We start from the raw sequence: 24,710 nt of genomic DNA, 5'->3' as shown, positions 1-24,710 counted from the left end.
CTTTGACAGGTGTATACTCCCGGCAAATGGGAGAGACGTCATGACGAACGAAGTCAGATTGCCCCGCACACATGTCGAAGAGAGCGAAGCACCCAGGCCGGTGCGCCCCAGCCACCAGAAGGTCATCGAGCAGGTCGAGCGCTGGGCCAACAGCCCGGGCCTTCAACCGCCGAGATTGCAGCCGTCAATGCATGCCAAGGCGGGCTAACGCTTCGTAAGGGGAGAACCCTTTGCTGATGGCGAATGGGCTGACCGGTGCGGTTTGCGGGAGACGATGCGCAGCTTGCGCCTGAGCCCCCAGGCCAATACCGAAACCACGGCCCAAGCTATCAACGCGGCGGCGAAAGCGCCCGGAACGCTTGCGGCCACGGTAACATGAAAGACGGCGGCGAATGCCAGGAGACCGATGCTTCCCCAGGCGGCACCAGCCGCGTCGAGCCCGGCGGCCTCTTGTCCGCGGCGCGTGCCGCTGAGGCCGGCCTTCTCCTTGGTGCGGCGTTCATGGCTTTCGACCAGCGTTGCGCTCGCGCAGAAGATGGCGGGAAGCGCAAGGAAAAGTCCGCCGACGGAAACACCGAAGCGCGCTCCCAGAACCCCCGTGAGCACGGTCGCCAGGCCACCGAGCAGGAAACGAATGCCGTATTCGTACCAGCGCGTCTGCTTCAGCGCGGAGAGCGACAGCTTGACCGGCATCAGGCCGCACCTCCAAAGCCGGCGAGCAGGCCGAAGGCGACCGCAAGCCACACGATACCAGCAAGGACGGTCGCCGGCAGCGCGGACACACAGTATCTGATCAGCAGATGGCAGACGACGACGCTGTAGCAGCCGAGCGCGACCGCGCCATAGATCATCGTCCAGCTTTCTGCCGCGGCGTATTGCGGGCCGTGCTGGACGACGGCGATGCCGAGCGTCGCCAGTGCAACTGACGGTGCTGCGCCGAGCAACCCCGCAAAGCTTTTGGGTTTGAGCATATCGCCCAAGATCGCAAAAGCGGAGACGATGATGCCACCGGCGATGAAGCGCACGACATATTCGGTCATGGCCGTTTCCGCCAAGTGAGCTGCTTGCGCAACGATTGCGTCAGTGTCCATGGCCGCAAGAGTCTCTCTACGGCCGCGCCCAGCGCAAAGCCTGCGACGACGTCGCTTGCCCAATGCGCGAGTACCGCAATCCGTGTCAGCGAAAGTGCGACCGCAATCGCACGCACCAACCGACGCGGCGTTTTTGGCAGCAGGCCCGCCGCCGAGGCAAGTGCGCCCATATGGACCGCGTGACCGGACGGGAAGGCGTCGCGCGCCTGTCCTGAGATGGGTACTCCATGTCGGTGTCCGCGTATGGTCAGCCGGTCTGGCCTGGTCTGATCGAATATGGATTTCAGGACATGCGGGAGGACGGCAGTCGCCAGCGACACGGCCAGAACGTGATTTGCAACGGGGCGCTGTTGGGGCTGCCAAATATGAGTGTAGAGCCACCCTGCCGCGGCCAGCGCGAGCAGCACGTGCTCGTCGGCAGCCCAGGTCAATGTCTGCGCCGTGTGCTCGATGCCTGAATTGGTGTGATCAGCGATCGTATCCGCGATCGCGGTGTCGATCCGGCTAGGTTTAACCTCTACTAATGCCATCGGTCTGCAAGCGTGATGTCCTTCATGACAGTTTTGTAAAGCCCGGAGACAAAGAAGGTTCCTGGGCTCTGCCTCGTGGCATAAGTCTGCCGCGCCGACTACGGCTGTCCCGATCCACCAGCGGACCCATACACCTAGCCGGTCGCATTGCTCGCGTCGGCCGCGGCACGCTGCACATAAATCGAGGCCAGTTCGGCGGGCTGGCCGGAACGGCCGAGCGGCGTCATGCCTCCGCTGTCGAAGAGGCCAGCGAAGCAGCAGCGAGCGTTGCGCTCGCCGCTTGGACGACGTGCCGGCGGGATACTGAAGTCTTGTCGTGATGTGTCATGACGATCTCCGCGATCTTCGATCTCACTGCGCGGAGACAGGCATCGTTGCAAAACGAGAGGACGCCGGTAGGGCCGGCGTCCTCGTAAGATGTTTACTTGGTCTGACCGACGCTCGGCGCCTTGCCGAGCTCCTTGGCCATGTCGAGATGGTGCTTGAGCGCCGGCAGCGTCTTGCCGGCCCAATCCTTCAGGTCGGAATTGTCGCCGCCCTTGGCGTAACGCTCGAACAGCGAGACCGCGTCCTCATGGGCGCTGACCTGGTACGAATTGTAATCCGAACTGAAGTCCTTGCCATTCGCGCTCTTGAGCTTGTCGAGTTTGCTCTGATGCGAGCTGTCGAGTGCTGTCGGCAGCGTCGCCTGCACCTTGCCGCCGCTGACAAGGCCCTTAAGTTCGCTGCTGGTCTTGGTGTGGTCGGTCACCATCTGTTGCGCAAAGGTCTTCTCCTGCGCGTTGCCTTTCTGCTCGGCGAGCTTGCTCGACTCGAGCTCGAACATATCGCTGATGGCGACTTCCTTGACGAAGTCGGCGGTGGCGGGCGCGACGCCGAGCGCCGAGTTGACGCCGGTTTTCTCGCCGAGCGACTGGGCGAGTGCGGGGCCTGCGAGCAGCACGCAAGCAGCTGCGATAATCATTCGTTTCATGGTCCGATCCCTCCGAATGGGCGCGCAGCCTCTCGCCGCGCGACGTTGCGCCCACCAACACACTGCAGCGGCCGGAGTTCCTAACGGCTAATCCGTCGGTCTCCGCCCGCTCCGCGGGTTGATTGGATCGGTAGGCTTGCGCCGAAGCCGTTCGGGCAGAAATGGCTCGCTCGGCGTGGCAGTGGCCTCGGCACGCACGTCTGCATGGCGTTGTGCCCGTTCATGCGGCGTCCGGTTGTCGTTGATCTGCCGCTTCACGTCGAGGCCATCCACGGGATCGTTGACGCCGTGCTGGATATCGCGGAAATCGCTCATGCTTCACCTCATTCGTTTCCAGGTAGGATCTTTTCCAGCACCTGCCGCGCCGCCCCCTTGATCACTCCGCTCTCGTTGGGATCGCCTTTCAGCAGCGCAAGCGAGAAGTTCTTGGCCTGCTGCAAGGTGATGTGCGGCGGCAGCGGCGGCACTTCGGGATCGGTCTTCACCTCCAGCACCACCGGCATCTCGCTCGCCAGCGCCTGCTCCCAGGCCGAGCCCAGCAGCCGCGGGCTGTCGACATAGATGCCGGAGAGGCCGATCAGTTCGGCAAAGCGCGAATAGGACACGTTTGGTATGCGCTGCGATGCCTCGAATTTCGGATCGCCGTTGATGACGCGCTGCTCCCAGGTCACCTGGTTGAGGTCTTCATTGTTGAAGACGCAGACGATGAAGCGCGGATCCTTCCAGTCGCGCCAATACTTGGCGGCGGTGATCAGCTCGGCCATGTTGTTCATCTGCATCGCGCCGTCGCCGACGAGTGCGATCACCGGGCGGTCGGAATGGGCGTATTTCGCGGCGAGCGCATAGGGCACCGCGGCACCCATCGAGGCGAGCCCGCCTGAGAGCGAGGCCGTCATGCCGCGGCGCATCTTCAGGTCGCGCGCGAACCAGTTGGCGCAGGAGCCGGAATCGCTGGTGACGATGGCGCGGTCGGGCAGGCGCGGAGACAGCTCCCAGGCGACGAGCTGCGGATTGACCGGTGCTGCGGGCTGATGTGCCCGATCATCGAGCGTCTTCCACCATTTCGCGACGTCGTCCTGGATACCCTGGCGCCAGGCGCCATCGCTCTTGGGTTTCAGTCGCGGCAGCAGGGCGCGCAGCGTCTCGGCGGCATCGCCGACGAGGCCGACCTCCATGGGAAAGCGGATCGACATCATGCTGGCGTCGATGTCGATCTGCACGCCGCGCGCCGCGCCTTCCTTCGGCAGGAATTCGGCATAGGGAAAGGCGGAGCCGACCATCAGCAGTGTGTCGCATTCCATCATCATGTTGTAGCTGGGTTCGGTGCCGAGCAGGCCGATCGAGCCGGTGACCCACGGCAGATCGTCGGGGAGCGCCGCCTTGCCGAGCAGCGCCTTGGCGCAGCCGGCGGACAAGCGGTCGGCGACCGCGATCACCTCCTCGGTGGCGTGGAGCGCGCCGGCGCCGATGAGCATCGCGACCTTCTTGCCGGCATTGAGCACCTCGGCGGCACGGTCGAGGTCAGCGTCACGAGGCTTGATGCTTGGAGCGCTATAGCCAATGCCGGAGTGCAGAGTGCCGTGAGCGCGCGGCGGGTCCTCGTAGGGCTCCTCCTGGATATCGTTGGGCAGGATGATCACCGTTGGCGTCCGCCGGGCCAGCGCGATCCGGATCGATCGATCGATCAGATGCCGGATCTGCGCCGGCGAGGAGGCCTGCATGACGTAGGCGCCAGCCACATCCTTGAACATCGAGACGAGATCGAGTTCCTGCTGATATTGCCCGCCCAGCGCATTGCGTGCCTGCTGGCCGACGATCGCGAGCACGGGCTGGTGATCCAGCAGGGCATCGTAGAGCCCGGTGATCAGATGCGAGGCGCCGGGGCCCGAAGTTGCGATACAGACCCCGAGTTGGCCAGAGAACTTCGCATAGGCGCTCGCCATGAAAGCGGCCATCTCCTCATGCCGGGTCTGAACAAAGCCGATCTTGCCCTCAGCACGCTGAAGGGCTCCGAACACGCCGTTGATGCCATCGCCAGGATAGCCAAAGAGGTGGCGCACGCCCCATTGATGCAGACGTTGAACGATGAAGTCGGAGACGGTCTGGGACATCAAGGGCGGCCCTTCGTTTTCCGGTATTTGGTTTCCGGGATTTGAAGTTGAGAGAACCACCCGTTTCCGGCGATGTTCCTCAAGTCTGACGGAACATGCCGGAACGATCGCGCACCTCTTCGGGTTGTCTCCACAACTGGCTGAGTGGAGAATTGAGATGTTGAATCAGGGTGAACTGGACCAAAACGAGATGGGTCGGTTGATCGGCAGCGACAAGGTCGAGGGAACATCGGTCTACGGTGCCGATCGCAACAAAATCGGCTCGATCGAACGCGTGATGATCGACAAGATCAGCGGCAAGGTGTCCTACGCCGTGCTCGGCTTCGGCGGATTTCTGGGCCTCGGCAACGACCACTATCCGCTGCCGTGGCAGTCGCTGAAATACGACACGGAGCTCGGCGGTTACGTCACCGGCATCACCACCAAGGAACTGGAAGGCGCGCCCAAATACGGCGAACGGAGTGATTGGAACTGGGGTGATGACGCCGCGGTTCGCGGGATCAACTCCTATTACGGTGTCCCCTTCGCGTAAGCGTTTCCAACGAAAGGAAGCTCGATGAGCAAGGAATGGCCTAACGACGATCCCCGGCAGCAGAGCGACTGGGGTTCGCACAAGCAGACGGACAAGCCCTGGAAGGGCACTCCGGAAAAGGAGCAGGGATCGGACGAGGTGAAACCCGATCTCGAGAAATGGCACGCGACGAAGACGCACTGAGACCGGGTGCGCTTCCCATGAGATATCGAGGCGAGCGCGGCATGCACTGTGCCGCGCTCGCTTTTTGGGCAGGCGTTCACGAACGCGATGGTGCTCGCAACAAGCGGAACCATGATCAGGAGTTGCAGTTGGGCTCGCGGCGCGTGTGCCGGCCTTGGCGGCTCTGCCGCCAGTTTGATCCCCGAGAAAGGTGTTCACCGTGGATGCTCAAACACGGGAGCGTGGACCGTCCGCGGAGCAGCCGCAGAGGGCGAAGGAAGCTCCGAAGATATCTCCTGATCAGGCCCGTGACGCCACGGACTCGAAGCCGGCCAAGGCGCCGTCGCTGCGAGAGCGGATTCGCGAGCATTGGTTGCTGGCAAGCGTTGGCACCATCGTCTTGCTCGCGGCCCTTATCGGCGGAGTGCTCTATTGGCTCCAGGTGCGCCACTATGAATCCACCGACGATGCCTTCGTCGCCGCGCGCAGCTTTTCCGTGGCCTCCAAGGTTGGCGGCTACGTGACCGACATACCCGTGACGGACAACCAGCATGTCAAAGCCGGGGACCTTCTCGCCAAGATCGACGAGCGCGACTATCGCATCGCCATCGATCAGGCCAATGCGCAGGTCGCGGTCGCCAGGGCGAACATCGCCAATGTCGAGGCGCAGATCGTCTCCCAGCAGGAGCAGATCAAGCAGGCGGAGGCGCAGCTCGAACAGGCCCAGGCCCAGCTTCAGTTCTCGCAGGAAGAATTCGCGCGCGCCCAGGATCTGGTCGAGAAGGGCGCCGGCACCGTGCAGCGCCAGCAGCAGACCCGCTCCGATCTTCAGGCGCAGCAGGCCAACACGGAACGCGCGAAGACCGCTGTGACGGCCGCGCAGGTCGGCATCAAGACGCTGCAGGCGCAGCTCGAGGGCGCCCGGGCGCAGCTCCAGCAGTCGCAGGCGCAGCTCGATCAGGCCAAGCTGAACCTGCAATATACCAGCGTGGTTGCGGCGCAGTCCGGCCGCGTCGTCAAGCTCAGCGGCGCCAAGGGCACTTTCGTGACAGCCGGACAGAGCCTGATGATGTTCGTGCCTGACGAGGTCTGGATCGTCGCCAACTACAAGGAGACGCAGCTCAACGACATGCGGCCGGGTCAGCCGGTCGAGATCCGCATCGATGCCTATCCCGCGCGCAAGCTCACCGGCCATGTCGACTCCGTGCAGCCGGGCTCCGGCACCGCGTTCAGCCTGTTGCCGGCGGAGAACGCCACCGGAAATTACGTCAAGGTGGTGCAGCGCGTGCCGGTGAAGATCGTGGTCGACAGCTGGCCGGCCGATCTGCCCGTTGGTCCCGGCATGTCGGTCGTGCCCTGGACCAGGGTGCGATGACCGACACGGCGCAGGGCAGTGCATCCGCGGGCGGCTGGTCGCCGGAGCGCTCGGCGGCGGGCGGTCATAATCCCTATCTCATCGCGTTCGTCGTCTCGATCGCGACCTTCATGGAGGTGCTCGACACCACCATTGCCAACGTTGCCTTGCGCCACATCGCCGGTGGGCTTGCCGTCGGCATCGACGAGAGCACCTACGTCATCACCAGCTATCTCGTCGCCAACGCCATCGTGCTGTCGATCTCGGGCTGGCTGTCGACCGTGATCGGCCGCAAGCGCTTCTACATGATGTGCGTTGCGATCTTCACGGTCTCCTCGCTTTTGTGCGGCTTCGCCTGGAATCTGCAGGCGCTGGTGCTGTTCCGAATCCTTCAGGGCCTTGGTGGCGGCGGCATGGCGACCAGCGAGCAGGCGATCCTCGCCGACTCCTTCCCGCCGCACAAGCGCGGCCAGGCGTTCGCGATCTATGGCGTCGCGGTCGTGGTCGCGCCCGTGGTCGGTCCGACGCTCGGCGGCTGGATCACCGACACCTACACCTGGCACTGGGTGTTTCTGATCAACGTCCCCATGGGATTGCTGTCGCTGTTCCTGGTCGGCACGCTGGTCAAGGAGCCCTCGGGCGCGGAGGAGGAGAGGGAGAAGCTGCTGAGCAAGGGCCTGCGCGTCGACTATGTCGGCTTCCTGCTGGTCGCGATCGGGCTCGGCTCGCTCGAATACGTGCTGGACGAGGGCCAGCGCAACGACTGGTTCGGCTCGAACATGATCGTGTTCTTCGCGGTACTTTCGGCCATGTCACTGCTTGCGCTGATCCCGTGGGAGCTGACGCGGGAGGATCCCATCGTCGATCTCCGCCTGCTGGGCCGTCGCCAGTTCGCCGCCTGCTTCCTGGTCATGCTTGCGACCGGCGCGGTGCTGATCTCGACGACACAGCTTTTGCCGCAACTGCTCCAGAGCGATTTGAACTACACCGCCATGCTGGCCGGTCTCGCTTTGTCGCCCGGCGGCGTCGCGACCCTGGTGCTGATGCCAGTGGTCGGCCGCCTCGTCAGCAGCGTGCAGCCGAAATATCTCATCATGTTCGGTGCCGCCATCGTCGCCTTCTCGATGTGGCATCTCACGGGCCTTACCGGCGATATCACCTACGGCTATGCCGCGATGTCGCGGATCTTCCTCGCGCTCGGTCTTCCTTTCCTGTTCCTGCCGGTCACGACCGCGTCCTATGACGGTGTGCCGCCCGACAAGACCAACCAGGCGTCGGCGCTGATCAACGTCGCCCGCAATATCGGCGGCTCCATGGGCGTCGCGCTGGCGCAGACAATTCTGGCGCAGCGCCAGCAATTCCACCAGAGCCGCCTGATCGAGCACGCCGCGCCATCGGACCTCGGCTATCAGCAGACCATCGAGATGATGACCCGCTTCTTCCAGGCTCAGGGCTCGAACGCGAGTGATGCAGCCTCGCAGGCGGTCGCCTGGGTTGGGCGCACCTTGCAGCAGCAGGTCGATTTGCTCGCTTATATCGACGTGTTCTGGACGCTCGCGATCATCGCGGTGCTGATGATCCCGACCGCCGCGGCGCTGCGCCCGATCAAGCTGGGCGCTCCCGCGCGGGGGCATTGAGCCTACGGCCGTTCTGAGAGAAATGGCGAGAGAGAAAGGATGACCGCGGCGCAAAAGTCCGGCTAGACTGGCGCGAACGTCAAGCAAAAGCCCGGGAGGTAATTTAAGTGAAGACCGCGATCACCGAACTGTTCGGCATCGAGCACCCCATCATCCAGGGCGGCATGCATTTCGTCGGCTTTGCCGAGCTGGCGGCTGCCGTCTCCAATGCCGGCGGACTCGGCATCATCACCGGTCTCACGCAGAAGACGCCGGAGCTGCTGGCAAAAGAGATCGCACGCTGCCGCGATATGACCGACAAGCCGTTCGGCGTGAACCTCACTTTCCTGCCGACCTTCGCCGCGCCGCCTTATCCGGAATACATCGCCGCCATCGTCGAAGGCGGCATCAAGTCCGTGGAGACCGCCGGCCGCAGCCCGGAAGCCTACATGCCGGCGCTGAAGGCCGCCGGGATCACGGTCATCCACAAATGCACCTCGGTGCGCCACTCCTTGAAAGCCGAGCGCATCGGATGCGACGCGGTCAGCGTCGACGGCTTTGAGTGCGGCGGCCATCCCGGCGAGGACGACATTCCCAACATGATTCTGCTGCCGCGCGCGGCGGAGGAATTGAAGATTCCGTTCGTCGCATCCGGCGGCATGGCGGACGGCCGCAGCCTCGTCGCGGCGCTGTCGCTGGGGGCGGCCGGTATGAACATGGGCACGCGCTTCATCGCGACCAAGGAAGCCCCGGTGCATCAGAACGTCAAGAACGCGCTGGTCGCGGCGACCGAACGCGACACCCGCCTCATCATGCGGAGCCTGCGCAACACCGAGCGCGTGCTGAAGAACGCCAATGTCGACCGCCTGCTCGAGATTGAACGCGAGAAGGGCGACAAGCTGAAGATCGACGACATCCACGACCAGGTCGCGGGCGTCTATCCCAGGATCATGCTGGACGGGCAGATGGACGCCGGCGCCTGGAGCTGCGGAATGGTCGCAGGCCTCATCCACGACATCCCCACCTGCAAGGAACTCGTCGACAGGATCATGGCTGAGGCGGAAACCATCATCCGTACCCGTCTAATGGGGTTTCTTGAAGAGATGGGTGCACCGCGAAAGGTCGCCTGACACCGCCAAACTTCTTAACCACGGCGGCAGCTGACCGCTGGAATTGCGCGCGACGCCTCCTAAATAGAGGTAAATTACCTCTTAACAATCAATTTCAGGAGGCGTCCGTGATTCTGAAGAGCGCTCCTTTTGCAATGGCCGTTGCCCTCGTGCTCGCATGGGGCGGCGTCGCGCGCGCTGACGACTACAAGCCCGACGACTATCTCGGCCTCGATCTTTCGAAGGCGGTGTTGTCGCCCAAGCGGCTCGGGCCCGAAACCCGGTTCGCGCCTGTCGCGCTGGAGGCGCGCGGTGGCAACGAGGCGCAGGCGCGCGCCGAGCCGGTCGACGTGCCGAAGAAGGTCGCCGCCGAACGCGTGCGCGTGTCGGAGCCGAAGGTCGCGCACGTCAAGCCCGCGCAGCCACGCGGCGCGGCACGCACCAAGCTCGCGCATCGCCACGGCAATCCGCTCGACGCGCAGGCGATGGACACCCGGATCCAGACCTGGCCGTGCCGCAGCGGCGGCATCTGCAACTGGAAGCACTAGGTCAGCTCCGAGCCGTCATCCGGCACGTTGCAAAACCGTAGGCCCGCGGTCAAGAAACCGTAAGCCGGGGGACGGTGAGGAAGCACCTAACCCGATCTTGATTGGCCGCCGTGCGTCTGCCGCACTATGCTGTCCGCTCCCGCCACCTCTTTTCCATCCCCGAAGAGTCTGCTCACGCAGCATCGCTGCTGGCCTCCGGCGGGCCGAACGATGTCAGGAACTTGTTCATGGATAATCTCAAGACACAGGGCATCAGCATGCCCAAGCTCGGCCTCGGGACCTTCCGCATGCAGGGCGATACCTGCCGCGCGGCGGTCGAGAGCGCACTGTCGATCGGCTATCGCCATATCGATACCGCCGAGATGTACGGCAACGAAGAACCGATCGGCGCGGCGCTCGCCGCGGCCCGGCTGCCGCGGGGCGAGCTGCACGTCACGACGAAAGTCTGGCACGAGAACCTCAGCCCCGACGCCATCCGCCGCTCTTTCGACGCCAGCCTGACCAAGCTCAGGCTTGACCATGTCGACCTCTATCTCGTGCACTGGCCGTCCAAGGCGGCGAACTGGGGTGCTGTGTTCGAGACCTTGATGACGCTGAAGCAGGAGGGGCGGACGCGGGCGATCGGGGTCGCCAACTTCACCACGGCGCTGCTGAAGATCGCGGTCGAGGACATCAAGGCGCCGATCGCATGCAATCAGATCGAATACCACGCCCTGCTCGATCAATCGAAGGTGCTGGCCTATCTCAACGCCAAGTCGATCCCGCTGGTCGCCTATTGCCCGCTGGCGCAGGGACGCATCGCGTCAGATGAGGTGCTGGCCGAGATCGGCGCCAAGCATAATGCATGCGGCGCAGGTCGCGCTGAAATGGCTGCTGGACCAGGACGGTGTGGCCGCGATCCCGAAAGCCTCGCGCCGAGAGAGCCAGCAGGCCAATCTCGACGCGCTGAAGATCACGCTCGACGATGCCGACCGCAACAAGATCGCCGCGCTGCCGAAGGACAGGCGCTGCGTCAATCCCGGCTTCGCACCGGCATGGGACTGAGAGTCGACGCTGGGCCGCACCGCCGGACCCTCTCCCCTTGTGGGAGAGGGTGGCTCGCCGCGCAGCGGCGAGACGGGTGCGGGGTCTCTCTCCGCGCGCACATTTGTCAGTTTGAATTCGCCGAGGGATACCCCTCATCCGGCGCTTCGCGCCACCTTCTCCCACAAGGGGAGAAGGAAGAAGGCACGCAAAGAAAATGGCCCCGTGAAGGGCCATTTCCATATTGCGTTGCGCATTAGTCCCAATGATGACGGTGACCACGCTTGATCACGACGACGCGGTCGCGATGGCGCCAGCCGCGATGCCAGCCGTGATCGCGATGCATGCCGTATTCGGCGCGGGCGCCATACATGCCGTGATGATGACCACCGCGCTTGATCACTACCGTCTCCGCGCTGGCGAGCGTCGGCATTGCAACCGCGAGCGCGCCGACAGCGGCAAGCACATAACCAATCTTCTTCATGATGTCCTCCTCCAATGGAATGCAAATCTAAACGGCGCATTCGCGGGAACGTTCCGGAGGAATCGCAGGAGATTTCTGAACGCCTGTTCAGGTGGGTTAATCGCAGCGCTGTTGTGAAGGTGTTGGCGCGCCGGTCGCGACGTATTTGCCGTCCCTGATCGTGTACTCGCCGCGCTCACTGCGATTGTAGATTGCGCGCAAGCTGCCTTGCTTCGAGAGTAGCAGACCGAACTCGCGCGTCTGCTGCAGCAAGGGGAAGTACACCATCACATTGAGCAGGCCGTCGGCGTTGACCATCGCCGATACCACTTCGTTTTCGTCCTTGGCCTCGCCGAAATTGCGCCGGTACATCACCCTTCCGTCCTTCCGGATCTCGTAAGTCAAGAGCGCGCCCTTCTCGCGGTCGGGCCGGCCGGCGCAATCGACCGCCCATGAGCCGAGCAGGCCCCATTGCTCGACGGTCGCCGCAAGCGACTCGGCACCGGCCGCGGGCGTGAACGCAACCCACAGCACTGCTGCCGCGATAGAGCGGCACAAACAACGTCTCATGTCCTGAAAGGCCCCACCTGCAAAGAATTCCGAAGTGTAGCATCCCGCGCGCCATCGTCCACGCTGACCGCCATTCGCGCGCGAATTTGATCCGCGTCAATGAGGCAGCCCGTTTCCCCGGTAGGATGGCGCTCCCGAAGGGAAATTGGATAAACCGATGCTGAATCAAGTCAGGGATTTCGCAGGCGAGGTGCTGCCGGGGAGCTGCGCCGTGCCGCCTTATTCCGAGAGCGCGTTTCTGGCCGAGCTGGGCGACCGCTTGAAGTCCTCGCGCATGCGCTGCGTCCTGTCGCGGCGGGAGCTCGCCCGCCGCTCCGGGATATCCGAGCGCTACATCGCCCAGATCGAGGCCGGAAAGGGCAACGTCTCGATTGTGCTGCTGCTGCGGCTGGCCTCCGCGATCCACGGCAGCCAGCCCCAGATCGTCTGAAGGCTCAAGCTCGATTCTCCACATTGGCACTGCGGGCCGGCACGCCGAACTCCTTGCGGCAGACCTCGGCCAGCACGGCCACGCCCTCGCGGATCTGCTGATGCGAGGGGCTCGCAAAGCACAGCCGCAGTCGCGATCTGGAGTGGTTTTTGTCAGTCGACCATTCCGGCCCCGGATTGATCGATACGCCGGCGGCAAGCGCGGCCTGATACAGCTTCAGCGTATCCACCTGATCGGGCAGCTTCACCCACAGGAAGATCCCGCCCTTGGGCTCCTCGAACTCGGCGGCCGTCCCGAACTGCTCGTTGACGGCCTCCATCAGCGTATCAAGCTTGGTCCGTAGCGCCTTCGTCAGTGCCGGCACGTGGGTCGAAAAATGCGGCTTGCAATAGGCAGCGAGCACCATCTGCTCCAGCGCGCCTGAGCCGGCGTCCGTCTTCAGCGCCAACATCCGCGACATCACATCCCAGGGCGCGACGATGAAGCCCACGCGCAGCGCCGGCGCGATCGACTTGGAGAACGAGCCGATATGGATCACGCCGCCGTTCGGGCTCATCGCATGGATCGCCGGCGGCCGCTGTCCCGACCAGACCAGATCGGCATAGCAATCGTCCTCGAAAACAGGCACGCCGTAGTCTGCCGACAGCCGCAACAGCTCGGTGCGGCGGCCCTCCGGCATGATGCTGCCGGTCGGGTTCTGCACGGTCGGAATGGTGTAGATGTATTTCGGACGGATGCCGCGGCCCTTGAGGTCGGCCAGCGTCGTGGCCAGCACGTCCATGCGCATGCCGTCGTTGTCGAGGGGAATGCCAATCACGTTGACTCCGAGCCGTGCCAGGCGGGTCAGCGAGCCCTGATAGCTATCCTGCTCGAAGATCACGGTGTCGCCGCGCGTCAGCAGCGTGGCGTTGACGAGGTCGAGCGCCTGCAGCGAGCCGGACACGATCAGGAGATCGTCGACCGTGCAGTTGATGCCGGCATCGCGCTTGAGTTTTGCCACCAGGAATTCGCGCAAGGGCAGATAGCCCTGGGGACCATGTGCCAGCCCGTAAGTGGCGAGCGAGCGGCCTTCGCGTTGCAGAGCCAGATTGGCCGCCTCGATCAGATCATCGAGCGGCACCTGCTCGGAGTCGTTGTTGCCGCCGACAAAACTGTATTTGGCGAGGCCCGTCCAGCGCGCAGAGGGGGCCGGCAGCCCTGCGGGAAACAGGGGCGCAAAATCGAAGCTGGACGTCATGGGAGCGTTCCTCGTTGTTTTCTTTTTGAGCCGGCCGGCGTTGCGTCGGCCATGCCTATTTCTTTTGCCCGCATCCGGCGGACAGACGGCCTTAGTTCTTGCCGGCCGTCCGGGTCGGACGGCCCTGGCTGATGAAAGCGTAATGCGCATTGGCGACGCCGCCAACCATCAAGGCCTCGACAGCAGGCTCGGCGATCTCGCTTGCTGCGGCCCAATCGACCAGGAAATTGGCTCCGGTCCCGCCGCGTACGTCGTCGGTCGGAATGAAGATTGAGACGGTGGCGAGGGGCTTCAACGCGACGGGCGCCTTCAGATAGCTCTCGACCTGCTTGCCTGCGGTGTCGAAATAGGCGATGCGTTTGACAACCAGTGCTTGCGTCTCGGAGGCGTTGTGCACGCTCAGGGTCACCGAGAAGTCGACGCGCAGCTTGCCCTGGCTCATCGCGACACTGGAATAGGCGGGCACGTAGAACCCGCCGGCGACGGCGAGTTCTTCTTTCGGCAGTGCGGTGAGGGAATCTGCAAAGTTTTGTTCGATATTCACCTTGGATTGAGCGGCTGCGGGCACGGAGCAGGCGAGGGGGCATAGCAGCAGTGCAATGGCGAGCCCCATCCGCATGTGACGAATTGCTCGCTTGCCGCAACGCACTCGATCACTAGGGTGCGGCAAAACGGACCAATCTGGCATGCACGAGCTCATTCGCGACATCACTCTCTGTATCCTGTTTGCCTGGATGCTGGGCCTGCTTGCCCACTTCTCCAGGCAACCGCTGATCCTGGCCTATCTTATCGCCGGCTTCTGCATTGGTCCATTTGGCGCCGGCTGGGTCAAGTCGCAGGAATCGATCAGCGTCATCTCCGAGCTTGGCCTGATCTTCATGCTGTTCATGATCGGCCTGGAGATCGACCTGAAGAAGATCGTGCGGGCGGGAAAGGTCATCCTGTTCGCGGCGGGCGGCCAGCTCCTCGGCGGCTGCCTGCTCGGGGTGCTGTTCTTCGTCGGCATCGGCCTGTCGCTCGGGGGCGGACAGTTCGATGCGGTTTACCTCTGTGTCGCCTGCGCGCTGTCGAGCACCGTCATCATCGTCAAGGTGCTCTACGAGAAGCGCGAGCTCGACACGCTGCCCGGCCGCATCACCCTCGGCGTGCTGGTGCTCCAGGACATCTTCGCCATCCTGTTTCTGGCGGTGCAGCCGAGCCTTGCCAATCTGGAAATCAGCGTGATCCTGCTCTCGATCGGGCGGGTCGCAGTGCTGGTCGCCGCGGCACTGCTGGTGAGCCGCTACGTGCTGCCGCGCCTGTTTCACCAGATCGCCCGCCGCCCCGAGTTGATCCTGCTCGGCGCGCTCGCCTGGTGCTTCCTGGTCGCCGAGACCGCCGAGCGGCTGTCGCTGTCGCGCGAGATGGGCGCCCTGATCGCCGGCGTCTCGCTCTCGACCTTTCCCTATGCGCTCGATGTCACGGCCAAGGTCACCACGCTTCGCGATTTCTTCATCACGCTGTTCTTCGTCGCGCTCGGCATGACCATTCCCGTGCCCGGCCTCTCCGTGATCGGACTTGCCCTGATGATCGCGGCGTTCACGGTGGTGAGCCGCCTCGTGACCACCTTCGTCCCGCTCTATCTGATGAGGCAGGGCCTGCGAGCCAGCCTGTTGCCGGCCCTGAATCTCGCGCAGATCTCCGAGTTCTCGCTGGTGGTGATCCAGACCGGCGTCGCCGACCACCACATCGCAGCCCAGACGGCGAACGCGGCCTCCTTCGCCTTCGTGGTGCTGGCGGTGCTCTCGACATTCGTGATGACCCGCAGCGACGAGATCACCCGCTGGGCGATCGGTCCCCTGAAGCGGATCGGCCTGCGCGATCTCGACCACGGCAATGGCCACGGCGAGGAAGGACACGAGGGCCATGGCGAGGCGCGCCGCATCGTCATCCTCGGCTTTTTCCGTGCGGCGAGCGCGCTGCTGGCCGAGATCGAGCGGCAGGCACCGGTGCTGCTCGAGCAGATCACCGTGATCGACTTCAATCCCAATGTGTACCAGACGCTGCTGTCGCGCGGCCTGCACGTGATCTACGGCGATATCAGCAGCGCCGACACGCTGCTCCATGCCGGCGTCGGCAAATCCGAGATGATCATCCTCAGCGTCCCGGATGCGCTTCTGAAGGGTGCCAGCAACGAGAAGCTGGTCCGCCACGTCCGCACCCTCAACCCGACCGCCATGATCATTGCCACGGCCGATCTGTTGTCGGATGTAGACGAACTCTACGCGGCTGGCGCCAGCTATGTCACCGTGACCCGGCTCAGCGACGCCCATGAGCTGTTCACGGTGATCGAGGCCGCCCAGGCCGGCCTGTTGGCCGACAAGCGGGCCGAGCTCGATCAGCGGCTCGGCGAGCGGCGCGAAGTGCTGCCCTGACCGCTCCCGGCCGGCTTCTCACCGGGCTTAGGCCCGACGCGAGCCGCCCGTCGGGCAGGGCTGCGGTCCGGCATATGCGGTTGCGCCGGGGACACTAGCGCCCCGGCTCAAGTCCGGCTAAGCCTCCGGGCCATAACCGATAGAGATTGGGAAATGCCGGATAACGTCCAGGAAGTCTTGCAGGCCTTTGCCCGGGGTGAGCTCGTGGTCGTCACCGACGACGAAGACCGCGAGGGCGAGGGCGATCTGATCGTCGCCGCCTCGTTCTGCACCGCCGAGAAGATGGCGTTCATCATCCGCCACACCTCCGGCATCGTTTGCGCCCCGATCACCAGCGAAGATGCGCGCCGCCTGCGGCTCGATCCGATGGTGGCCCACAACGACTCAGCGCACACCACCGCATTCACGGTCTCGATCGACTACAAGCCCGACGGCGGCACCGGCATCTCGGCCGAGGAGCGCGCCTCGTGCTGCCGCGCGCTGTCCAATCCCAATGCCGGCGCCAACGACTTCGCCCGTCCCGGTCACATCTTCCCGCTGATCGCCAAGGACGGCGGCGTGCTGCTGCGCTCCGGCCATACCGAGGCCGCGGTCGACCTGTGCAAGCTCTCCGGCCTGCCGCCGGTCGGCGTCATCAGCGAGTTGATGAACGACGACGGCAGCGTGATGAAGGGCGAGCAGGTCGCCCGCTTCGCCGCCCAGCACAAGCTCAAGCACGTCACCATCGCCGACATGATCGCCTACCGCCAGGTGCGCGAGAAACTGATCGAGCGGGTCTCGACCTTCGTCACCGAGAGCCCGATCGGGCCGCTGCAGGGCTATGCCTACCGCTCGCCGTTCGATTCCATCGCCCATGTCGCCTTCGTCTACAACGGCGTCGGCGACGGCAAGAACGTCCTGACACGCTTTCACAAGCCGAACATCGTCAAGGACATCTTCACCGGCCACAAGCGCATGGCGGCGGTGCTCGAGCACTTCAAGAAATCGGGCCGTGGCGTTCTGGTCTATCTGCGCGACGGTGCGGCCGGTGTCCCTGTGGCGCCGCTGCCCGATGAGAGCGCGACCGAGGCCGACCGCAACCGCCAGTGGCGCGAAGTCGGCGTCGGTGCACAGATCCTGCGCGATCTCGGCGTCACCTCGATCCGGCATCTCACCTCCTCGGTGCACGACTACAAGGGCCTTTCGGGCTTCGGCATCGAGATCGTCGCCAACGAGCTACTCGAAAGCTAGCGCTGTCATCCAGGGGTGCGCGAAGCGCATCCCCCGAGGCGCGCCTCGCGGGTCCCCGGGAATCACGCAGACCCGTACATCTGCAACGCAATTGCACTTGTTGCCGCGGCGCTTTACTTTGTCGGGCAAATTTTGACGGAACCAGACGAAAGGACGTTTCATGACCGCGCGCCCTCAGGCCAAGGACAAGCCGGCTTCGGCTTCTTTCCAGTGGGACGATCCGTTCCTGCTCGACGAGCAGCTCACCGAAGACGAGCGCATGGTGCGCGACACCGCGCGCGCCTACGCCCAGGACAAGCTGCTGCCGCGCGTCGCCAAGGCCTATCTCGAAGAGAAGACGGATCGCGAGATCTTCAACGAGATGGGCGAACTCGGCCTGATCGGCATCACGTTGCCGGAGGAATATGGCTGTGCCAATGCAGGCTATGTCGCCTATGGTCTGGTCGCGCGCGAGATCGAGCGGGTCGATTCCGGCTACCGCTCGATGAACTCGGTGCAGTCCTCGCTGGTGATGTATCCGATCTACGCCTATGGCGACGAGAACCAGCGCAAGAAGTACCTGCCGAAGCTCGCCAGCGGCGAGTGGGTCGGCTGCTTCGGGCTGACCGAGCCTGATGCCGGCTCCGATCCGGCCGGCATGAAAACGCGCGCCGAGAAGGTGTCGGACGGCTATCGCCTGACCGGCAGCAAGATGTGGATCTCGAACGCGCCGATCGCCGACGTGTTCGTGGTCTGGGCCAAGTCGGCCGCGCACGACAACCAGATCCGCGGCTTCGTGCTGGAGAAGGGCATGAAGGGCCTGTCGGCACCGAAGATCGGCGGCAAGCTGTCGCTTCGCGCCTCCATCACCGGCGAGGTCGTGATGGACGGTGTCGTGGTTCCGGAAGACGCGCTGCTGCCCAACGTCTCCGGCCTGAAAGGCCCGTTCGGCTGCCTCAACCGCGCCCGCTACGGCATTTCCTGGGGTGTGCTCGGCGCGGCCGAGGACTGCATGCACCGCGCCCGCCAGTATACGCTCGACCGCAAGCAGTTCGGCAAGCCGCTCGCCGCGACCCAGCTCGTGCAGAAGAAGCTCGCGGACATGCAGACCGAGATCGCGCTGGGCCTTCAGGGCTCGCTGCGCGTCGGTCGCCTGATGGACGAGGGCAAGTTCGCTCCCGAGATGATCTCGATCATGAAGCGCAACAATTGCGGCAAGGCGCTCGACATCGCCCGCGTCGCGCGCGACATGCACGGCGGCAACGGCATCTCGATCGAGTATCACGTGATGCGCCACGTCCATAACCTCGAGACCGTCAACACCTACGAGGGCACCCACGACGTCCACGCCCTGATCCTGGGCCGCGCGATCACGGGCATTCAGGCGTTTTTCTGAGCAAACCGCCCCAGTGTGGGATGCGACTGAACTCTCCAATCGCGTCATGGCCGGGCTTGTCCCGGCCATCCACGTCTTAGACCACGCGAAGAACGTGGATGCCCGGCACGAGGCCGGGCATGACGAAGTCAGCAAGGTACGAGCAAGCCATGTCCGACAACGACGACGTCCCGTTCAACCGCGACTTTCCGCTGAAGCCCGGCATCGTCGAGGAAGTCCGCCCCGGCGTGCGGCGCGTGCTCTGTAACAATCCGAGTCCGTTCACTTTCACCGGCACGGTCAGCTACATCGTGGGCCGGGGCAACGTCGCGATCATCGATCCCGGTCCGGACGACGAGGCGCATGCGGCGGCGCTGCTCGATGCCGTCAGCGGCGAGACGGTGAGCCATATCTTCGTCACCCACACCCACCGCGACCATTCGCCGAACACCGCGCGGATCAAGCGGTCGACCGGCGCGCCAGTTTACGCCGAAGGCCCGCACCGCGCCTCGCGCCCGCGCTTCGAGAGCGAGAAGCACAACCCGGAATCCGGCGCCGACCGCGACTTCGCGCCCGATATCAGGATCGGCCATGGCGACGTGGTCGAAGGAGATGGCTGGCGGCTCGAGGCCGTGGCGACACCCGGCCATACCGCCAACCACCTCGCTTTTGCCTGGCCCGAGCGAAAATTCAACTTCGTCGGCGATCACGTGATGGGATGGTCGACCTCGATTGTGGCCCCGCCCGACGGCTCGATGATCGACTACATGGAATCGCTGGATCGTCTCGCCGCGCGCGAGGAGGATGTGTATTTCTCCGGTCACGGCCCCGAAATTCCAGAAGGCCCGCGCTTCGTGCGCTTCCTGATCCGTCACCGCAAGGCGCGCGAGGCCTCCATCCTGCACCGCCTTGCGAAGGGCGAGACCGACATCCCGACCATGGTCCGGGCGATCTATATCGGCATCGATCCGAGGCTCACCACCGCGGCGGGCTATTCCGTGCTGGCGCATCTGGAAGACCTGGTCGCCCGCGGCGTGGTGGCGACGGACGGCGATCCCGTGATCGGCGGGACCTATCGGATGGCGAACGCTTAGCCTTCCGTCACTTCTTCACCGTCTTTGCCGGCGCCTTCGGCGGCGCCACCGGCGTCTTCTTCACCGGTTTGAGTGCGTCGGCATCGGCGGCGGTGTTGAGATCGTCGATGAATTTCTTCACGCGTGCGGCGTTGCTGCCGAGGTCGCTCTCGAAATAGCGCGAGGCGGAGCGGATATCGACGCGGGAATCCTCGCCGTCGGGCACGACCCGGATGGCGATGTCCTCGCGGAAACCCATGATCGGTGAGCGCGCCACCGCCTCGATGCGGCCGATGCGGCGCGGGGGCTGCGGCGCGCGCTCGTCGATGATCAACCATTTGCGCTTGTTGACCAGCTGAAGCGCGATCGCATAGGCGCGGTCGACTGAAATCTCGAGCTCGATCGGCTCGATATCGGGATAGAATTGACGCTGCTGCTCGGCCGAATAGAGGCCGGCATACACAGCGGTATTGGCACCATCGCCGGTGCGCAGGCGGGCCAGCGCGTCGAAGCGCGGCGGGTCGATCGGGTCGGTGGTGATGTCGTGGATCGCCGGCAGCTTGCGGTATTGCAGGCCGAGATAAGCGGGATAGGCGAGGATCGCGCCGTCGATCAGGAACGCAAGCAGGATGCGCGCCATGCCGCGCGAGCCGTTCTGCCAGATCGCGGCGAAGCCGGCGAGCCCGAACAGGATCGAGAGCGCGGCAATCCCGAGCCCGCCGAAGAAGGTCGCGAGCGCCGGCTTCATCTCCAGGAAGCCGAACCGGACGATGATGATCGAGACCACCACCGCTACCAGGGCGAACACGGCCAGATTGCGCGCCCAGCTCGCGAGGCTGGACACGGGCTCCGACTGGTAGGGAGCGGAAAACCTGCGGGCCATCGGGTCAGCTCTGCCGGGATCTTGGGGACGGTGCCGGCCGATCTGGCACGACGATGGGCCGTTGAGACCACGGCCGGCGGGCAAATTCAAGAGTTCCGCAGAAGGCTGCATCGTCATGGCCGGGCTTGACCGGCCATTCACGTCTTTTTGCCATGAGGACGCGGATGTCCGGGCCGTCGCCGCGCCGAAGGGGCTTTGACCCCGCAGGCGGGACGAAGCCCGGGCACGACGTCCGAGATGGCCTACGCCGCCGCGTTCGGGAAGCGGTATTCCCTAAACTGATCGCGCAGCGCGGTCTTCAGGATCTTGCCCGTCGCCGTGTGGGGTATGCCGTCGACAAAGGCAACGTCGTCGGGCATCCACCATTTGGCGATCTTGCCATCCATGAACTTCAGGATGTCCTCGCGGCTGGCCTGCTGGCCCTGCTTGAGCTGCACGATCAGCAGCGGACGCTCGTCCCATTTGGGATGGAACACGCCGATCACGGCGGCTTCCGCCACGGCGGGATGGCCGACGGCGAGGTTTTCCAGCTCGATCGAGGAGATCCACTCGCCGCCGGACTTGATCACGTCCTTGGAGCGGTCGGTGATCCGCATGTAGCCGGCTTCGTCGATGGTCGCGACGTCTCCGGTGTCGAAGAAGCCGTCCTCGTCGAGAATATCAGTGTCGACCCGGTAATAGGCCTTGGCGACGGCCGGGCCGGCGACCTTGAGGCGGCCGAAGGTCGTGCCATCCCACGGCAGCTCCTTGCCCGCATCGTCGGTGATCTTCATCTCGACGGCGAAGGGCGCGTAGCCCTGCATCTGGAGCACGTCGAGCCGCGCCTCGCCGATCGCATTCTGGAACGGCGGCTTCAGCGCCGCGACGCTGCCGATCGGGCTCATCTCGGTCATGCCCCAGGCGTGGCGGACGTTCGAGCCCATGTCGAGGAAGGCCTTGATCATCGAGCGCGGCATCGCCGAGCCGCCGCAGATCACCATCTTCAGGTCCGGCAGCTTCAGATTGTTGGCGGTCATGTGCTGGAGCAGCATCAGCCAAACCGTGGGCACGCCGGCGGTATGCGTCACCCTCTCGGTCGAGAGCAGCTCATAGACCGAGGCGCCGTCGAGCTTGGCGCCCGGCATCACGAGCTTGGTGCCCTGCGAGGGTGCGGAGAAGGCGATGCCCCAGCTGTTGGCGTGGAAGAGCGGCACCACGGGGAGCATGGTCTCGGAGGCGCTGGTACCGAGCGCGTCGACATTGTTGGCCATCATCGCGTGCAGCACGTTGGAGCGATGCGAATACAGCACGCCTTTGGGATCGCCGGTGGTGCCCGATGTGTAGCACATCGCGGCCGCCGTGTTCTCGTCAAAGTCCTTCCATTTAAACTTGCCGTCGGCCTCCGCGATCCAGTCCTCGTAGGCGACCACGTTCTTCAGCGTCGTCTGCGGCATGTGCGCCTTGTCGGTGAGCACGACGTAGCGTTCCACGCTTGTCAGCTTGTCGGCGATCTTCTCCAGGACCGGAACGAACGTGATGTCGGTCATCACGATGCGGTCCTGCGCATGGTTGATGATCCAGGCGATCTGCTCGGGGAAAAGGCGGGGATTGACGGTATGGCAGATGGCGCCGATCCCCATGATGCCGTACCAGACCTCAAGATGGCGCCAGGTGTTCCAGGCGATCGTTGCGACACGGTCGCCGAGCTTGATGCCGTCGCGCTCCAGCATCTGCGAGACCTTGAGCGCGCGCTTGTGGATATCGGCATAGGTGGTGCGATGGATCGGTCCCTCGACCGAGCGCGTCACGACCTCCTGCTTGCCATGAATCTTGGCGGCGTGTTCGATGATCCTGTGGCAGAGCAGGGGCCAGTCTTGCATCAAACCAAGCATTCCGTCGTTCCTCCGAGAAGCCGCTGGGCGGATTGTCGCTCTCAGCGTTGGGCCAAAGAATTGTCATGAGTTTTAGCCTGCCCGCCTTTCGCCGCAAATGGTCTTGTCGCGGCTATATGTCCGTCGGCGCGGCAATGGTTACCGTCGCGCTCGGGCTCGCGGATCGGGCAGAGGCGCGCAAATATGGGTCCCCGCTGGACATCTTTGGTATTGCTGCACCACGGCCGCGCGCCACGGTTCATTCTGCCAATATCTCTGGCAGGATCCCGCTCCCAAAACCTCGCCCCGAGGAGGCCCCCAAGGGGTCGGCTAAGGCATCGGACGAGGCTCCTGCGGAGACCGGCGGCAAGCCTTCCGCGGAAAAGCCTTCCGCGGACAAACCAGGCGCCACCAAGCCCGCCGAGGCGGCGCCGCCGCCCGAGAAGCAGGCCTCGGCGTGCCGCCTCGCGCTGACCGAGGAGATCGCGATCGCGCCTTCGATCCCGGATATCCGCGGCCCCGGCGCCTGTGGCGGCGAGGATCTGGTGCGGCTCGAGGCCATCGTGCTGCCGGACAAGCGCAAGGTGGCGGTCAAGCCGGCGGCGATCCTCCGCTGCACCATGGCATCCGCAATCGCCGATTGGGTGCGCAAGGACGTGGTGCCGCTGGCCGCGAGCCTCGGCTCGACCATCAGCGATCTCGACAATTTCGACAGCTTCGAGTGTCGCGGCCGCAACCGCGTCGTCGGCGCCATGCTGTCCGAGCACGGCAAGGCCAATGCGATCGATGTGCGCGCCATCAAGCTCGCTAACGGGCAGTCGATCGGCCTGACCGACCGCACCATGCCGCGCGAGGTGCGCGAGCGCGTGCTGCATTCGGTCTGCTCGCGCTTTTCGACCGTGCTCGGCCCCGGCTCGGATTGGTACCACGAGGACCATATCCATCTCGATCTCGCGCAGCGGCGCAACGACTACCGGATCTGCCAGTGGAACGTCTGGGATCCGCTGCCGCAGGTTGCCCCGCTGCTGCCGGCGGAACGGCCCGAGGAGGCGCCGCCGCGTGAGGTCGCGGCCAAACCCGAAGCGAAGCCCGAGGCCAAGCCCGAGACGAAGCAAGGAATTGACGACGAGGCGGCGGAGACATCGGCTGCCTCTGCGGACAAGCCGGCGGCCGACGGCCACAAAGCCCGGCCGCACAAGCCGGCAACAAAAAAGCGCCGGTGAGACCGGCGCTTTTGAATGTCAGAGATCAGGTACCTGATCAGTAGCTGCCCGCCTGGCCAGTTTGGCTGCCGCCGAGCGCAAGCCGTGAATTGTAGGGCGAGTCGCCATGCTTGGGCTCGAGCACCACAACGAGGGTGCCGACCTTGACGCGATCATAGAGGTCGATCGCGTCCTCGTTGGTCAGGCGGATGCAGCCCGACGAGATCGACGCGCCGATATATTCCGGCTGGTTGGTGCCGTGAATGCGGAACAATGTGTCCTTGCCGCCCGAGTAGAGATACATCGCGCGGGAGCCCATTGGATTGTCCGGACCGGGGGCGACGAAGGTGGGCACGCCCAGGCGCGAAATTTCGCCGGGGGTGGGGTGCCAGGCCGGCCACTCGGTCTTGCTGCCCACCTTGGCGATGCCCGACCAAGCCATGGCTTCTTCACCGACGGTGATGCCGTAGCGGATCGCCTTGCCGCCATCCAGAACGTAGTAGAGGTAATGGTTGTCGGAATCGACCACGATCGAGCCCGGCGATTCCTTGCGGTGGTACTCAACGATGGCGCGGCGGAACGGCTCTGCGACCGGGGTGTTCTCGTACCGAACCTTGGCAAGGAGTTCCTTGTCCTTCGGCTTGAAGGCCTTGGTGTCGGTCGCTTCAAAATGCGTGGCCTGCATGCAGCCCGACAGCATCAGGCCAGCGGCCAAAATACCCAGCGTAACTTTCAGCGACGACATGATTTGGTTCCAATCGACAACAACAAGCTTCGTGGAGCTTGAGTAAGCCCAATTCCACGATTCCGTTGGCCCCATTATCGTTGAAATCTGCCACAATTCCAGCCTCACGACGCTTCTCCCGCGCTGCAAGACCTTACCTGTGGCTTTTCTGCCGCAAGTTTTGCGGGCCAGAGCCGGTTTTTGGGCAAAACGGTCGTATGTGTCGATTCC

Annotated in this window: 26 protein-coding genes and 2 pseudogenes; 14 read left to right on the top strand and 14 right to left on the bottom strand. The window is 64.2% G+C overall.

All coding sequences use genetic code 11. The features are described from left to right. Positions 1-40: 40 nt before the first annotated feature. Positions 41-208: a hypothetical protein gene (locus IVA93_RS27540; RefSeq protein ID WP_162847273.1), complete on the top strand. Its 168-nt coding sequence runs from the start codon at positions 41-43 to the stop codon at positions 206-208. Here IVA93_RS27540 and IVA93_RS27535 read toward each other — a convergent pair. The 7 genes and pseudogenes from IVA93_RS27535 to IVA93_RS27505 form a co-directional block, all read right to left on the bottom strand. Next, positions 205-693: a DUF3147 family protein gene (locus IVA93_RS27535; protein WP_018456207.1), complete on the bottom strand. Its 489-nt coding sequence runs from the start codon at positions 691-693 to the stop codon at positions 205-207. The two genes, IVA93_RS27540 and IVA93_RS27535, sit on opposite strands and share 4 nt — an antisense overlap. After that, entirely contained in the window at positions 693-1,040 is a 348-nt protein-coding gene (locus IVA93_RS27530) for a DUF3147 family protein (RefSeq protein ID WP_018456208.1), read from the bottom strand. The genes IVA93_RS27535 and IVA93_RS27530 overlap by 1 nt, the downstream gene beginning before the upstream one ends. After that, positions 1,037-1,621 (bottom strand): phosphatase PAP2 family protein, encoded by a 585-nt coding sequence (locus IVA93_RS27525; RefSeq protein WP_018456209.1) that lies wholly within the window; start codon positions 1,619-1,621, stop codon positions 1,037-1,039. Before IVA93_RS27525 ends, IVA93_RS27530 begins: the two co-directional genes overlap by 4 nt. 134 nt (positions 1,622-1,755) lie before the next feature. Next, a pseudogene (locus tag IVA93_RS27520) lies at positions 1,756-1,854 on the bottom strand (SDR family oxidoreductase); the annotation flags it as partial. Positions 1,855-2,042: 188 nt separating this feature from the next. Then, positions 2,043-2,594 (bottom strand): DUF4142 domain-containing protein, encoded by a 552-nt coding sequence (locus tag IVA93_RS27515; RefSeq protein WP_026233107.1) that lies wholly within the window; start codon positions 2,592-2,594, stop codon positions 2,043-2,045. Between the two features lie 87 nt (positions 2,595-2,681). Then, the gene (locus tag IVA93_RS27510; RefSeq protein WP_018456212.1) at positions 2,682-2,909 is read right to left on the bottom strand and encodes a hypothetical protein; all 228 of its coding nucleotides are present in this window, start codon (positions 2,907-2,909) and stop codon (positions 2,682-2,684) included. Positions 2,910-2,917: 8 nt separating this feature from the next. Beyond that, entirely contained in the window at positions 2,918-4,705 is a 1,788-nt protein-coding gene (locus IVA93_RS27505; protein ID WP_018456213.1) for a thiamine pyrophosphate-requiring protein, read from the bottom strand. 157 nt (positions 4,706-4,862) lie between these two features. Between IVA93_RS27505 and IVA93_RS27500 the strand changes: the two genes are divergently transcribed. The 7 genes and pseudogenes from IVA93_RS27500 to IVA93_RS27470 all read left to right on the top strand — a co-directional run bounded on the left by IVA93_RS27500 (position 4,863) and on the right by IVA93_RS27470 (position 11,070). Further along, on the top strand, positions 4,863-5,237 hold the full coding sequence (locus IVA93_RS27500) for a PRC-barrel domain-containing protein (protein WP_007594753.1): 375 nt from the start codon (positions 4,863-4,865) through the stop codon (positions 5,235-5,237). A 24-nt stretch (positions 5,238-5,261) separates the two neighbouring features. Continuing rightward, on the top strand, positions 5,262-5,420 hold the full coding sequence (locus IVA93_RS27495) for a hypothetical protein (RefSeq protein ID WP_204513880.1): 159 nt from the start codon (positions 5,262-5,264) through the stop codon (positions 5,418-5,420). A gap of 199 nt (positions 5,421-5,619) precedes the next feature. Beyond that, positions 5,620-6,774 (top strand): HlyD family secretion protein, encoded by a 1,155-nt coding sequence (locus IVA93_RS27490; RefSeq protein ID WP_026233108.1) that lies wholly within the window; start codon positions 5,620-5,622, stop codon positions 6,772-6,774. After that, positions 6,771-8,390 (top strand): DHA2 family efflux MFS transporter permease subunit, encoded by a 1,620-nt coding sequence (locus IVA93_RS27485; protein ID WP_018456216.1) that lies wholly within the window; start codon positions 6,771-6,773, stop codon positions 8,388-8,390. The genes IVA93_RS27490 and IVA93_RS27485 overlap by 4 nt, the downstream gene beginning before the upstream one ends. A gap of 107 nt (positions 8,391-8,497) precedes the next feature. After that, positions 8,498-9,499: an NAD(P)H-dependent flavin oxidoreductase gene (locus IVA93_RS27480; RefSeq protein WP_247789274.1), complete on the top strand. Its 1,002-nt coding sequence runs from the start codon at positions 8,498-8,500 to the stop codon at positions 9,497-9,499. A gap of 107 nt (positions 9,500-9,606) precedes the next feature. After that, a complete protein-coding gene (locus IVA93_RS27475) occupies positions 9,607-10,026 on the top strand; it encodes a hypothetical protein (RefSeq protein ID WP_026233109.1) in 420 nt (139 codons plus the stop codon). A gap of 227 nt (positions 10,027-10,253) precedes the next feature. Beyond that, positions 10,254-11,070 (top strand): annotated as a pseudogene (locus tag IVA93_RS27470) (aldo/keto reductase). A 235-nt stretch (positions 11,071-11,305) separates the two neighbouring features. Here IVA93_RS27470 and IVA93_RS27465 read toward each other — a convergent pair. Both IVA93_RS27465 and IVA93_RS27460 read right to left on the bottom strand, forming a co-directional pair. Beyond that, positions 11,306-11,533, bottom strand: coding sequence for a hypothetical protein (locus IVA93_RS27465; RefSeq protein ID WP_026233110.1), 228 nt, complete (start codon positions 11,531-11,533; stop codon positions 11,306-11,308). Positions 11,534-11,629: 96 nt separating this feature from the next. Next, on the bottom strand, positions 11,630-12,082 hold the full coding sequence (locus IVA93_RS27460) for a hypothetical protein (RefSeq protein WP_026233111.1): 453 nt from the start codon (positions 12,080-12,082) through the stop codon (positions 11,630-11,632). A gap of 157 nt (positions 12,083-12,239) precedes the next feature. Between IVA93_RS27460 and IVA93_RS27455 the strand changes: the two genes are divergently transcribed. Then, positions 12,240-12,512 carry a helix-turn-helix domain-containing protein gene (locus IVA93_RS27455; protein ID WP_018456224.1) on the top strand — a complete coding sequence of 91 codons (273 nt, stop codon included), beginning with the start codon at positions 12,240-12,242 and terminating at the stop codon, positions 12,510-12,512. Positions 12,513-12,516: 4 nt separating this feature from the next. On the opposite strand, the gene IVA93_RS27450 is transcribed toward IVA93_RS27455, so the two are convergent. Together IVA93_RS27450 and IVA93_RS27445 are read right to left on the bottom strand one after the other, a co-directional pair. Further along, positions 12,517-13,749, bottom strand: coding sequence for an aminotransferase-like domain-containing protein (locus IVA93_RS27450; protein ID WP_018456225.1), 1,233 nt, complete (start codon positions 13,747-13,749; stop codon positions 12,517-12,519). Positions 13,750-13,840: 91 nt separating this feature from the next. Further along, a complete protein-coding gene (locus tag IVA93_RS27445; RefSeq protein WP_026233112.1) occupies positions 13,841-14,368 on the bottom strand; it encodes a DUF3124 domain-containing protein in 528 nt (175 codons plus the stop codon). Positions 14,369-14,435: 67 nt separating this feature from the next. Between IVA93_RS27445 and IVA93_RS27440 the strand changes: the two genes are divergently transcribed. From IVA93_RS27440 to IVA93_RS27425, 4 genes are all read left to right on the top strand, one after another. Further along, positions 14,436-16,163 (top strand): cation:proton antiporter domain-containing protein, encoded by a 1,728-nt coding sequence (locus IVA93_RS27440; protein WP_018456227.1) that lies wholly within the window; start codon positions 14,436-14,438, stop codon positions 16,161-16,163. Between the two features lie 153 nt (positions 16,164-16,316). Then, the gene (gene ribB, locus IVA93_RS27435) at positions 16,317-17,393 is read left to right on the top strand and encodes a 3,4-dihydroxy-2-butanone-4-phosphate synthase (RefSeq protein ID WP_018456228.1); all 1,077 of its coding nucleotides are present in this window, start codon (positions 16,317-16,319) and stop codon (positions 17,391-17,393) included. 160 nt (positions 17,394-17,553) lie between these two features. Beyond that, the gene (locus tag IVA93_RS27430; protein ID WP_007594720.1) at positions 17,554-18,768 is read left to right on the top strand and encodes an acyl-CoA dehydrogenase; all 1,215 of its coding nucleotides are present in this window, start codon (positions 17,554-17,556) and stop codon (positions 18,766-18,768) included. A gap of 149 nt (positions 18,769-18,917) precedes the next feature. After that, positions 18,918-19,841 carry an MBL fold metallo-hydrolase gene (locus IVA93_RS27425; RefSeq protein WP_085352554.1) on the top strand — a complete coding sequence of 308 codons (924 nt, stop codon included), beginning with the start codon at positions 18,918-18,920 and terminating at the stop codon, positions 19,839-19,841. Positions 19,842-19,848: 7 nt separating this feature from the next. Here the strand turns inward: IVA93_RS27425 and IVA93_RS27420 are convergent, their stop codons facing one another. Next, complete coding sequence (locus IVA93_RS27420; protein WP_018456230.1) at positions 19,849-20,703, bottom strand: DUF1499 domain-containing protein; 855 nt, start codon at positions 20,701-20,703, stop codon at positions 19,849-19,851. A 242-nt stretch (positions 20,704-20,945) separates the two neighbouring features. Continuing rightward, the gene (locus IVA93_RS27415; RefSeq protein WP_018456231.1) at positions 20,946-22,574 is read right to left on the bottom strand and encodes a fatty-acid--CoA ligase; all 1,629 of its coding nucleotides are present in this window, start codon (positions 22,572-22,574) and stop codon (positions 20,946-20,948) included. A gap of 65 nt (positions 22,575-22,639) precedes the next feature. Here IVA93_RS27415 and IVA93_RS27410 point away from each other — a divergent pair, with 65 nt between their 5' ends. Further along, entirely contained in the window at positions 22,640-23,776 is a 1,137-nt protein-coding gene (locus tag IVA93_RS27410) for an extensin family protein (RefSeq protein WP_247363551.1), read from the top strand. A 37-nt stretch (positions 23,777-23,813) separates the two neighbouring features. On the opposite strand, the gene IVA93_RS27405 is transcribed toward IVA93_RS27410, so the two are convergent. Continuing rightward, positions 23,814-24,500 carry a L,D-transpeptidase gene (locus IVA93_RS27405; protein WP_018456233.1) on the bottom strand — a complete coding sequence of 229 codons (687 nt, stop codon included), beginning with the start codon at positions 24,498-24,500 and terminating at the stop codon, positions 23,814-23,816. Positions 24,501-24,710 lie beyond the last annotated feature (210 nt).

The organism is Bradyrhizobium sp. 155, assembly GCF_023101105.1.
Classification (GTDB): Bacteria; Pseudomonadota; Alphaproteobacteria; order Rhizobiales; family Xanthobacteraceae; genus Bradyrhizobium; species Bradyrhizobium canariense_D.
The sequence above is the reverse complement of the archived record's forward strand: the minus strand, read 5'-3'. Positions and strand labels throughout refer to the sequence as shown.

Bases quoted from the DNA above. Each gene is read 5' to 3' on its own strand.
- IVA93_RS27540 (WP_162847273.1), top strand. From the start codon at position 41: ATGACGAACGAAGTCAGATTGCCCCGCACACATGTCGAAGAGAGCGAA.
- IVA93_RS27535 (WP_018456207.1), bottom strand. From the start codon at position 693: ATGCCGGTCAAGCTGTCGCTCTCCGCGCTGAAGCAGACGCGCTGGTAC.
- IVA93_RS27530 (WP_018456208.1), bottom strand. From the start codon at position 1,040: ATGACCGAATATGTCGTGCGCTTCATCGCCGGTGGCATCATCGTCTCC.
- IVA93_RS27525 (WP_018456209.1), bottom strand. From the start codon at position 1,621: ATGGCATTAGTAGAGGTTAAACCTAGCCGGATCGACACCGCGATCGCG.
- IVA93_RS27515 (WP_026233107.1), bottom strand. From the start codon at position 2,594: ATGAAACGAATGATTATCGCAGCTGCTTGCGTGCTGCTCGCAGGCCCC.
- IVA93_RS27510 (WP_018456212.1), bottom strand. From the start codon at position 2,909: ATGAGCGATTTCCGCGATATCCAGCACGGCGTCAACGATCCCGTGGAT.
- IVA93_RS27505 (WP_018456213.1), bottom strand. From the start codon at position 4,705: ATGTCCCAGACCGTCTCCGACTTCATCGTTCAACGTCTGCATCAATGG.
- IVA93_RS27500 (WP_007594753.1), top strand. From the start codon at position 4,863: ATGTTGAATCAGGGTGAACTGGACCAAAACGAGATGGGTCGGTTGATC.
- IVA93_RS27495 (WP_204513880.1), top strand. From the start codon at position 5,262: ATGAGCAAGGAATGGCCTAACGACGATCCCCGGCAGCAGAGCGACTGG.
- IVA93_RS27485 (WP_018456216.1), top strand. From the start codon at position 6,771: ATGACCGACACGGCGCAGGGCAGTGCATCCGCGGGCGGCTGGTCGCCG.
- IVA93_RS27465 (WP_026233110.1), bottom strand. From the start codon at position 11,533: ATGAAGAAGATTGGTTATGTGCTTGCCGCTGTCGGCGCGCTCGCGGTT.
- IVA93_RS27460 (WP_026233111.1), bottom strand. From the start codon at position 12,082: ATGAGACGTTGTTTGTGCCGCTCTATCGCGGCAGCAGTGCTGTGGGTT.
- IVA93_RS27455 (WP_018456224.1), top strand. From the start codon at position 12,240: ATGCTGAATCAAGTCAGGGATTTCGCAGGCGAGGTGCTGCCGGGGAGC.
- IVA93_RS27450 (WP_018456225.1), bottom strand. From the start codon at position 13,749: ATGACGTCCAGCTTCGATTTTGCGCCCCTGTTTCCCGCAGGGCTGCCG.
- IVA93_RS27445 (WP_026233112.1), bottom strand. From the start codon at position 14,368: ATGCGGATGGGGCTCGCCATTGCACTGCTGCTATGCCCCCTCGCCTGC.
- IVA93_RS27440 (WP_018456227.1), top strand. From the start codon at position 14,436: ATGCACGAGCTCATTCGCGACATCACTCTCTGTATCCTGTTTGCCTGG.
- ribB (WP_018456228.1), top strand. From the start codon at position 16,317: ATGCCGGATAACGTCCAGGAAGTCTTGCAGGCCTTTGCCCGGGGTGAG.
- IVA93_RS27430 (WP_007594720.1), top strand. From the start codon at position 17,554: ATGACCGCGCGCCCTCAGGCCAAGGACAAGCCGGCTTCGGCTTCTTTC.
- IVA93_RS27425 (WP_085352554.1), top strand. From the start codon at position 18,918: ATGTCCGACAACGACGACGTCCCGTTCAACCGCGACTTTCCGCTGAAG.
- IVA93_RS27420 (WP_018456230.1), bottom strand. From the start codon at position 20,703: ATGGCCCGCAGGTTTTCCGCTCCCTACCAGTCGGAGCCCGTGTCCAGC.
- IVA93_RS27415 (WP_018456231.1), bottom strand. From the start codon at position 22,574: ATGCTTGGTTTGATGCAAGACTGGCCCCTGCTCTGCCACAGGATCATC.
- IVA93_RS27410 (WP_247363551.1), top strand. From the start codon at position 22,640: ATGAGTTTTAGCCTGCCCGCCTTTCGCCGCAAATGGTCTTGTCGCGGC.
- IVA93_RS27405 (WP_018456233.1), bottom strand. From the start codon at position 24,500: ATGTCGTCGCTGAAAGTTACGCTGGGTATTTTGGCCGCTGGCCTGATG.